6 protein-coding genes are annotated in these 10,126 nt (G+C 54.3%); 5 read left to right on the forward strand and 1 reads right to left on the reverse strand.

Annotation, left to right across the window (positions count from 1 at the left end; genetic code table 11):
- Positions 1-487: 487 nt before the first annotated feature.
- From RMSM_RS05125 to RMSM_RS05145, 5 genes are all read left to right on the forward strand, one after another.
- Positions 488-2,215, forward strand: a complete 1,728-nt coding sequence (locus tag RMSM_RS05125) for a purine-cytosine permease family protein (protein WP_008692543.1) — start codon at positions 488-490, stop codon at positions 2,213-2,215.
- A gap of 252 nt (positions 2,216-2,467) precedes the next feature.
- On the forward strand, positions 2,468-3,964 hold the full coding sequence (locus tag RMSM_RS05130; protein WP_008692545.1) for a mannitol dehydrogenase family protein: 1,497 nt from the start codon (positions 2,468-2,470) through the stop codon (positions 3,962-3,964).
- 741 nt (positions 3,965-4,705) lie between these two features.
- A complete protein-coding gene (locus RMSM_RS05135; protein WP_008692548.1) occupies positions 4,706-5,431 on the forward strand; it encodes an NYN domain-containing protein in 726 nt (241 codons plus the stop codon).
- A 508-nt stretch (positions 5,432-5,939) separates the two neighbouring features.
- The gene (locus RMSM_RS05140) at positions 5,940-7,214 is read left to right on the forward strand and encodes a DUF1552 domain-containing protein (protein ID WP_008692551.1); all 1,275 of its coding nucleotides are present in this window, start codon (positions 5,940-5,942) and stop codon (positions 7,212-7,214) included.
- 117 nt (positions 7,215-7,331) lie between these two features.
- Positions 7,332-9,719 carry a DUF1592 domain-containing protein gene (locus tag RMSM_RS05145; protein ID WP_236622006.1) on the forward strand — a complete coding sequence of 796 codons (2,388 nt, stop codon included), beginning with the start codon at positions 7,332-7,334 and terminating at the stop codon, positions 9,717-9,719.
- Between the two features lie 8 nt (positions 9,720-9,727).
- Here RMSM_RS05145 and RMSM_RS05150 read toward each other — a convergent pair.
- Positions 9,728-10,126: SOUL family heme-binding protein (locus RMSM_RS05150; protein ID WP_236622007.1), on the reverse strand; the 399-nt coding region annotated here is incomplete at its 5' end.

Raw genomic sequence — 10,126 nt, forward strand, 5'->3', positions numbered from 1 at the left:
GCGTCCCCGTTGAACCTGCAACACAAAAGTTCTGAAAGTCTGGCTCCCCTCGCCTCCGCAGGGCTTCCGCAATTTTTAAATCGCAAGTCACACCGGGCTGGGTCCAAGAAAATCAATGAACTGTAGGGCAACGGCCCGGTCGTTGGTTCGGATCTATTGACGACTCCTGGCAAATAGCCGGGCCTTCGCCCGGAACACGAAGAACAATGCAACTTCAAAACTTACGTGATCAGGTGAGGTGGCGTGCTCGGTTTCTCCTCCGACTTTGTCTAGCGCGTGGCGACGACGGACTTCATCGTCATCGAATCCAATCCTTCACCGTGAACGGTTACCTTTGCCTGCTGGAACATAATCGTACAAGATGCAACAAATCATTGCTTCAAGCCGCCCAACGTGACTGCGCATCGGTCTATAATAAAAAACCTTGTCACATTGAGTTACGCCTGCTCTTACAGCTCTAATCCCCCCGAGACAAAGAGAAGTCACCATGAGTGCCGATACCACCCAGCAGGCGATTGCGGACATGAAGCAAGAGCAGCTGCCAGTTCCGCAGCACAAGCTGCATGGGTGGACTCACTTTGTCGGTTTGTACGCCGGCGAGCACGTGGCGGCGACCGAGTTTGTGATCGGGGCGACGTTTGTCGCATTGGGGGCAACGACCACCGATATTCTGATCGGATTGCTATTGGGCAATATCCTGGCGATCCTCAGTTGGACGCTGATCACGGCGCCAATTGCGGTACAGACTCGGCTGAGTCTGTACACGTATTTGCATAAGATCGCCGGCGACTCGATGTCCGATCTCTACAACTGGGCCAACGTGTTGATTTTTACCGTCATCTCGGCGGCGATGATCACCGTTTCCTGTACCGCCGTGCGGTTGTTGTTCAACATTCCGGCTCAGCTTCAATGGTATCCCACCGACGCGATGTTCGTAGTGGTGGTGCTTTCGGTCGGCATGATCGTCGTCTTCGTGGCGATGTATGGATTTAGCGCGGTGGCCGAGTTCTCGGGACTGTGCGGGCCGTGGCTGGTTGTGATGTTTGTCAGCGGCGCTCTTGTCTTGCTCCCCGCGCTCGCAGAATCGGTGCTGGGCCGAACCACGCTGAATGGGTTCCAAGATTTCATTACCATCGGCGATCACTCGATTTGGACAGGAGTCAACAGTAACGGAGACCCTGGCATAGGACTGATCGAGGTGATCGGTTTCGCCTGGGCGGCAAATACGATCACCCACTTTGGGTTGATCGATATGGCGTTATTGCGTTACGCCAAACGATCGATCTACGGGCTGTGCACCAGTGCGGGCATGTTGTTTGGTCACTATGTCGCCTGGATCTGCTCGGGCATCATGGGAGCCGGAACCGCAGTCCTGCTCAAATCAACGATCGTCGAACTCGACCCGGGCGATGTCGCCTATCGCGCGTTGGGGCTTTCCGGTTACGTGATCGTGATTATCGCAGGCTGGACCACCGCAAACGCGAATCTGTACCGAGCCGGGTTGGCGGCCCAGGCCATCTTTTACAACCATTCGCGAAAGGGAGTCACCTTCACCGTGGGCTGCGTGACCGTGGTGATCGCGTGTTTTCCGTTCGTGTTCGGCCAAATGCTGCCGCTATTAACCTATGCAGGTTTGTTGGTGGTGCCAGTCGGTGGGATCGTGTTTGCCGAACACGTTGTCTTTCCTCGGATCGGATTCACACGTTACTGGGTCACCTACCGCAAACTGACGCATAGCACACCCGCCGTCGCATCGTGGGCCGCCGGGTTGGTGTTCGGATTCGGGCTGAATGCGTTGCAGGTGATGTCGTTCTACTATCTGTTTCTGCCCACGTGGTTATTCACCATCATCCTCTACACGTTCCTAGCCAAACTGTATGGCGCCGCCGAAAAGTATCCGGCCGAAGAAGAGGCCGATCGGAAGAAGAACGAAGCGATCAAAGAGTATCAAAGAGAGCAGGCGATCCGAGAAGGCGAACAGGTCAAGGACCATTCGATGTTCTCCAAAGTGTTACACGTCTTCTCGCGAAGCAGCCTGGGGCTGACCGTGGTGTTGGCGCTAATGGTGATGTTTTGGAGTCCCGATCTAGAAACGTATGAGCAGAACCGCGATATCTTTTATACATGGGGCTTTGTATTCACGATCACCTATTTTGTTTTCGCCTATTGGGTGCTGCATCGACGCAAAGCACTAAATCCGCAACCCAATGACTAATGAACCCTCAACAAATGGCAAGATGCCCCGTAGCGGAAGTCGTCAAGACGTTCGTTGATGATTGAGCCGCGCGCCGACTGAGCCGCGGGCCGTAACACACCGGGTAACGCACCGGACCCGGCCGCTCACGCGTCGCGGCTCACAAATCAACGCAACAACGCCCGACGAGTTCCGCTACACCGCGATTGATCCAAAAGCCACTAACCAACGAAACATTCAAAACAACCCACTGAAGATTTGCGAGAGAATCCCATGAACAACCCGATTCCCTTGAGTCAAGAAAACCTGTCGCAGCTACCTGACGCGATGGCACGTCCGGAGTATGACCGTAGTCAAATCAAAACAGGCATCGTGCATATCGGCGTGGGCGGGTTTCATCGATCGCACGAGGCCTATTACACCGATGCCTTGATGAACTCGGGCGATTTCTCGCAGTGGGGAATCTGTGGTGTCGGGTTACGCGAAGCGGACCGCAAGATCGCCTCGGTACTCCAGCAGCAGGATTACCTTTATACGCTGATCGTCCGGCACCCCGGCGGCAAGATCGAAAACCGCGTGATCGGGTCGCTGGTCGATTTCATGATGGGAATCGACGATCCTCAAGCAGTCATCGACCGGATGGCCAATCCCGATACCAAGATCGTTTCGCTGACGATTACCGAAGGCGGCTATAACGTCGATCCTGATAGCGGTGAATTTGATACGTCCAACCCCGATGCCCAGCACGATCTAAAAAACCCAGATCAACCCAAACTGGCGTTTGGTTATTTGGCTGCGGCGCTGCGAAAACGACGCGACAATGGCATCCCCGCCTTTACCGTCCAGTCGTGTGACAACATCCAGCACAATGGCAACCTGACTCGCAAAATGGTGTTGGAGTTTGCTCGTCATCAGGATCCCGAACTGGCACAGTGGATTGAACGCGAGGTCTGCTTTCCCAATGCGATGGTCGACCGCATCACGCCGGTCACGACAGCGGCGGATATGGAATATCTCGAGCAAGAAATGGGGCTGCAGGACCAATGGCCGGTGACCTGCGAACCGTTTTGCCAATGGGTGATCGAAGATGATTTCTGCGACGGTCGTCCCCCTTGGGAAAACGTCGGTGCCCAATTTGTTCCCGATGTCACGCCCTACGAAAAGATGAAGATCCGGCTGCTCAACGCCGGACATTCGGTCCTGGGAATCCTGGGCTCGGTCTATGGCCATGCCACGATCGACGAATGTGTCTCGGACGACCTGTTTGCAACCTACCTGCGTCAATTCATGGACATCGAGGCCACCCCCGTCCTGGACGCCGTCGAAGGCATCGACTTAGACGCTTACAAAGACACTCTGCTTGAGCGATTTGGAAATCCGAACATCAAAGACAAACTGTCGCGGATCTGTTTGGAAAGCTCCAGCAAGTTGCCAGTATTTCTGATCCCCACGATCACCGAGAATCTCCAGCGAGGCGGCAGCATTCAGTACGCGGCACTGGTGATTGCGACGTGGTGCTGGTACAGCGACCAAGGCGTGGATCAATACAACAAGGAACTCGAGATCATTGACGGCAACCATGCGGAACTGCATCAAGCGGCCGCCGAGACTCGCGACGATCCCTTGTCGTTCCTACGGCTGACCTCGGTATTTGGTGATTTGGCAAAGAACGAGCGATTCGCCAAAGTCTACACCGAGATGATCGACAAGATTTATGAGAACCCCGACGTCTCGCTGCAAATGCGAAAGATCGTCAAAGACAGACAGTAGGAACTTCACCCTCAACCTCGCCAACTCATAATCTTAATCCCGCTTCCGCGAGCCTCGTTGGAGCCGAAGCAATCCGAAAAGATTAGGATTAAGCGATCCCACGGCTTACGCCGTGGGCTAAGTGCTGTCGTCCCTGCCGGGACTCTTCGATCCGGTCCTGGTGCCGGACTCGCATCTTGGGCGGTTGTTTTCGTCGCGTTGCGATTGGCGATGAACGTTATGATCGCTGTTGCCACTACCGCAGCTTCGCAAGGGGATGCGACGATGAATGTCGCACGTGGACGTGCAGTGAGGTTTCTTATTTGGTGCCGGAGGCGCTTTGCGTGATAGCCTTGGACTTTAGTCCAAGGTTTCGGTGCCTCGATTGGCATCGAGTCGCGGAGCGACGTTCTGTGACCTACGATCGGGATACAAAACGTCCCGCCGGGACTCGGTTGATGTTGATGAACATCCCTCGGACTTAAAGTTCGAGGTAGCGGGCTGTTGATTTAGTGAAGCTTCCTATGGCAAGGGGTGGCTGATGGACTATCTCGTCCGTCATTGATGTATTCGACGGACTAGGAAGTCCATCGTACGACCAAATCAACAGCCGGCGACCGAAAATTGTCGCTCCGCGACAGCAAACCTTTGAGCCGCTGGCGACGCTATAATCGAGCGATGGGTGGCAACCAGCACGGTCCAGTACAACTGTCGTGGCGGCACCATTGCCCTGCTTATCTTTTCCTCGAGTGACCGACATTCATGCCTGACAAAAGTTCCAACGACAGTATCGCACTACTGATTGACGCGGATAACGCGCCTGCCGCAAAGATCGACTTCATCATCTCTGAACTGGCCACCTACGGCATCGTCAATATTCGCAAAGCCTATGGAAACTGGACCAAACGCCCATTGGACGGCTGGATCAAAGTACTGCATGAATACGCGATCGCACCAAAGCAATGTTTTGACTTAGTGAAAGGCAAAAACGCTGCCGACATGTCGCTGCTGATCGACGCCATGGACATTCTGTACACGAAGCAGGTCAATACGTTTGGTCTGGTCTCGTCCGACTGCGATTTCACACCTCTGGCTCTGCGACTGCGTCAGGATGGCAAGCAAGTCATCGGGTTCGGTCGACAAACATCGCCAGAGCCGTTCGTGCTGGCCTGCAGCCACTTTATCTTTTTGGATGAAGACAACACCAGCAAAACGCCGCAGAAGAAAAAAGAGATATCGGTCGAGTCACTGCAACAGAACACCAAGCTGATGAATACGCTTCGAACGGCGGTCAAGGAAGCCGCCGACGAAGATGGCTGGGCATCGCTGGGCCCTGTGGGATCTCGCATCTCCAACCAAGGGCCGTTCAACCACCGCACCTACGGGTTTCGCAAACTCAGCGATATGTTCGAAGCGATCAATTTGTTTGAAGTCAAAAAGGGAAAACAACCAGGCCGACCCTCGGTTCGTGTCCGACTACGAACATAAGCCTGCACCTCTGGTTCCACCCACTGGTTCCAGGGCTCCGCCTTGGAACCCACTGCACCGCAGGCTCCCGCCCAATGCCATCTACTTTGGCACTAAACGGGTGGCGTTTGTAGCGGTGCGGCGCAAGCCGCCCGGTCTAAACCGAACGTTTCACTCGCCTCAACCGGACGGGCCCCGCGCCCAATGCCATCTTCTTTGGCAACCACTGGAGATGTTCAAGTAGTGGGATTCGCCAGAATTCCCCTCTTTGCTGTTGAAACACCAGAAACTCTGGCGAGTCCCACTACGAAAGTAGATGGCATTGGGCTCCCGCCTGCCGCACATGACGACGCGAGGCAGGAGCCTGGGAACGAGTTTTTTTCAGCGAAAAGTGCCAATTTTTCGAGAATTTCCAGCAGGTTGCCTTGTCTGCTGAGATAAGGGGGGTAGAGCCAAACAAGCAATTGAGCACGATTCGAGAACTTGGATCGCGAGAATATTTCTTAACTTCCAGCAAGGGCACACCCGCATGAATGCCAATCGACGTCATGTACTGAAAGGATTGGGCGGCGTTTTATCACTTCCGCTTTTGGAAGCGAGCGTGAGCAACGTCGACGCGGCCACCACCACCTCTCAGACGCCCACACGATTGTTGGTCGTCGGAAATCCACTAGGCGCCCATCCGGAGCACTTTTTCCCTACCGACTTCGGCAAAAACTTTACGATCTCGCCCACTCTGAAGCCGCTGGAGTGGGCCAAGGATCGGATGACCATCGTTTCGCACACCGACCATGGGATGAACAACGGTCACGGCCGTGAGATCTCGTTTTTGAGCGGTGTGTTACCTGCAAATGCCGCGGCGTATCCCGAAAAAAATATGTCGGTCGACCAAGTGATGGCGCGACACACCAGCGGCAAGGTTCGCTATTCGTCGATCAACGCGGCACTGGAACGTGGAATCCGCATGAACTGGACTGCTAACGGAACCGAGTTAGAACCGTTCACCGATCCGCAACGTCTGTTTGATCACTTGTTTTTGAATCTGTCAGCGAAAGAGAAAAAGGTTCGCCGCGAATTGATCGAACGCAACGGCAGTATTCTGGATGCCGTCAGCGGCCAATTCGCACGCTTGCAGCAACGCGCCAGCCAATCCGACAAACAACGACTGGAACAATACGCTAATTCGCTTCGCGAGCTGGAGAACAGTTTCGCGGATCGCTCGGCCTGGATCGATCGCGATAAACCAAAGTTCGATATTTCCGAACACTTCCAACAGTACGAGGTGACGGTCGAAAACCGCTATAACGCGATTTTTGACATGATCGCCTACGCATTCCAAACCGACATGACTCGCGTGGCAACCGTTGGATTTCCAAACGAGTTGAAGTACACCGACGTCGAAGGGGTGACCCGTGGCTACCACGCTTGCACCCACAACGGACAAGACGAAGCGATCATTTCCGAATTGGTCGCGATCGAATCGTTTCAAATCGCACAGCTTTCACGCTGCATGAAAAAGTTGGACTCGATTCCCGAGCCCAATGCCAATGGCAGCATGCTTGATCACACGATTGTGCTGTTCGGTAGCGGCATGGGATACGGCGGCACGCACTCCAACCGTAACTTGCCGATCATGGTCGCTGGTGGTGGCTTCAAACACTTGGGACACGTCGACGCTCGCAACAACGCAGGCGCTAACATGCCGCTCTGCAATTTGTATGTCACGCTACTGCAACGCTTTGGAATCGAACGAGACAAATTCAACACCAGCACGGGCTCATTCGACTTGCCGTTTGCTGTTTGAATGATGCTCTCCCTTTCTAAAATAGTCCGAATCATGATGCGTTCACTGCTTCTCTTTGCTGTCGTGTTATTCACCTGCTGCCCCGCGACCATCGTCGTCGCGGAAGAATGGGAGCTCATGAAAATGCACTGCGGAAAATGTCACCTCCGTGCGGAACCGGAGGGAGATTTTAATCTTCGATCGCTTGGCAGCGTTCCGAGCGCGGAGAGCATCGAGCATTGGGTTGCCAGTGTGGACTACGTCGAGCTTGGCGAAATGCCTCCGGCGGAAGAGAACCGGATGACGGCAGCAGAACGCCAGCGGTTGATCACGTTTCTGCAAAAGAAAATCCGCGGCTATGATGCGCAAACCGCCGACAGCAAACGCGTACCGCCTCGCCGTTTGAACAATCGCGAGATCGCCAACAGTATCCGCGATGTATTGATGATCGAAGATGTGGGGACGCATCAACCGATGGCCAATCTGCTCGGCGACACGCTACACGATGGTTTTGATACGCATGGCGACTCGTTGGGAATCAGCGAGTTTCATCTCGATCAATACATCGATGCGTTTCGCAAGGTCATTGACACCACCATATTGACGGGACCTCGCCCCGAGACGCAACAGATCACGGTTCGTTCGGACGATTTGCGACGGACGAGCTTGTCGCAGCGCAAACGCCCCGAAGGTCCTGGACGCTTACCCAACGCTCTCGATTTTCACGACATGCGAGCCCGTATGTATTTCGAGAACTTTGAAACGGTGCCAGCGACGGGACGCTATCGCATCACAATTCGTGCAACCGGAATCGACCGCGGCGTTTATGATTACGAAAAAACAGGTATCTACGTTGATGATCCAATACGGTTGAGTGTTCACTTGGGAGATCGCGTTTTTACCTACGCATTGCCCGACAACGAAGTCATGCAAATTGAACTCGACGAGTGGCTTGCCGCCGGCACCAAAATCCAATTGTCGTACCCCACCGACGGACTTCGCCAAGCGAATAACGGAAACTTCAAATTCCAATATCGGTATGCACACGATTATCTCAAGGAAAACGACCCAAAACAGTATGCGAAAGTGGTCGCTTCGATTGCTACAAAAAAGAAACGCGAAAGAGCCAAAGTGGTCTCGCACTGGAGCAATTGGACCGATTATTGGCAGGGACCACGTCCCCGCGTCTTCGGGGCGGATGTGGAAGGCGCCATCAATGACGACTGGCCCCCGAAACGACAGATTGCTTTGTTGGGCGAGAACCCCAAGGCAGTGGACGCCGAGGCAATCCTGACCCCGATCGCCGCACGCGCTTGGCGACGCGAGGTTCAGCCAGGCGAATTGGACACGATCATCCGTTTGGTACAGTCACGTGCCAAGCGGTTGGGTGACGTCGAAGCGTTCAAGGAAGGGATCGTGGCGATCCTCGTCTCGCCCTCGTTTCTATTGATCAATCCCGAGGAAGGGAAAGCTGCAGAGCGTTTCGCGACCAAGTGGAGCTACTTTTTACAGAGCACGATTCCGAACCAGCGATTGCGAACGGCAACGAAGAAGGGTGAACTTCAAACCTACGACGCGGTTCGTGATGAGATCGCTCGCCAGTTCAAAGCAGGCGAAGCCGACGAGTTTTTGCGTGAGTTTCCGCAGGCTTGGTTGCAGCTCGACCGGATCAGTTTCATGGAACCCGATCCCGATCGTTTCCCGCTATATGATCGCAAGCGATTGAGCGAAGACATGAAGGATGAGGTGCTCCGTTTTTTTCGGCATGCCATTGAGCACAACGTTCCCGTCCCCGAATTACTGACCGCTGATTATTCGTTCGTCAATGCGGACTTGGCCAAGGTTTATGATATCCCGGGGGTGCCGCAGGACTCGGAGCTGCGAAAACATGTTTATAGCGATGGCAAACGTGGCGGGTTACTGGGGATGGGAGCGTTCTTGACGTTGACCGCCGATAGTTTGGGGACATCGCCAATTCACCGTGCGGTGTATGTGATGGAGAATTTTATGGGCATCGAACCCACGCCGCCTCCGGCTGACGTGAAGATCACCGAACCAGATGTTCGCCAAGCGAAGACAATCAAAGAGATTCTTGCCGCCCACACGTCCGACGCCACGTGTGCGTCGTGTCACAAGACCATCGATCCGTACGGCTATGCTTTCGAAAATTTTGGTCCGATGGGCGAGTGGCGAGACTTTTACATGGCGTTGACTGAGCGAGCGGTCAAGAAAAAGCGAAAGAGCGAAGCAAAAACTTTGGAAGTCGCCGTCGATGCATCGGCAACATTTCGCAGCGGAGCGAAGTACGAAGACATTGTCGAATTTCGCGATCTGATGAAGGCCGATGCGGCGCGAGATCGTTTCGTTCGCTGTTTCATTACCAAGTTATTGACCTACGCCAACGGCACCGAACCGGAGGACTACTCGGGTGTGGAGACGATCTTGGCCAAGTCGGCAGCGAACCAATATCGCATCATCGACACGATCGCAGCCGTCGTCGACAGCCCGCTGTTTCGCGAAGAATAGGCTGCTGGTCAATTGTCTTGGCTTTTTCCAGACTCGATGACCGAATCGATTCTTATCTCACTTTGAACATCCTCGCTCTTCACGCGAATCAGCACTTCGTTTCGTCGCAGCGGTCCGGGAGTGAAGGGAGGATCGTAGCCGGCCGTCTCTGCCTTCTTCTCGGCAACCAATCCTTTTTTGTCGATCCACTCTCGCAGCTTCGCTTCGGCTTGGCGTGCTGTTTTGGCATTCATGATGCCTGAGAAGCGGATCACGGCGAATCGGCCGCCTTTGCGTTCGCGGATTTCGACGTCCTTCGATACTGGCTGAGGTGGGCCTTCGGAAGCGACCCGTTTAGGAATCACAAACCCCATCTGGCCTGCTGATTCTTCTTCACCTGCTTCCATAAAAACCGGCGTTGTCATTTC

The organism is Rhodopirellula maiorica SM1 (genome assembly GCF_000346295.1).
In the GTDB taxonomy this organism is placed as follows: Bacteria; Planctomycetota; Planctomycetia; order Pirellulales; family Pirellulaceae; genus Novipirellula; species Novipirellula maiorica.

Excerpts from the sequence above, each read along its gene's own strand:
- RMSM_RS05125 (WP_008692543.1), top strand. The coding sequence starts at position 488 with ATGAGTGCCGATACCACCCAGCAGGCGATTGCGGACATGAAGCAAGAG.
- RMSM_RS05130 (WP_008692545.1), top strand. The coding sequence starts at position 2,468 with ATGAACAACCCGATTCCCTTGAGTCAAGAAAACCTGTCGCAGCTACCT.
- RMSM_RS05135 (WP_008692548.1), top strand. The coding sequence starts at position 4,706 with ATGCCTGACAAAAGTTCCAACGACAGTATCGCACTACTGATTGACGCG.
- RMSM_RS05140 (WP_008692551.1), top strand. The coding sequence starts at position 5,940 with ATGAATGCCAATCGACGTCATGTACTGAAAGGATTGGGCGGCGTTTTA.
- RMSM_RS05145 (WP_236622006.1), top strand. The coding sequence starts at position 7,332 with ATGAAAATGCACTGCGGAAAATGTCACCTCCGTGCGGAACCGGAGGGA.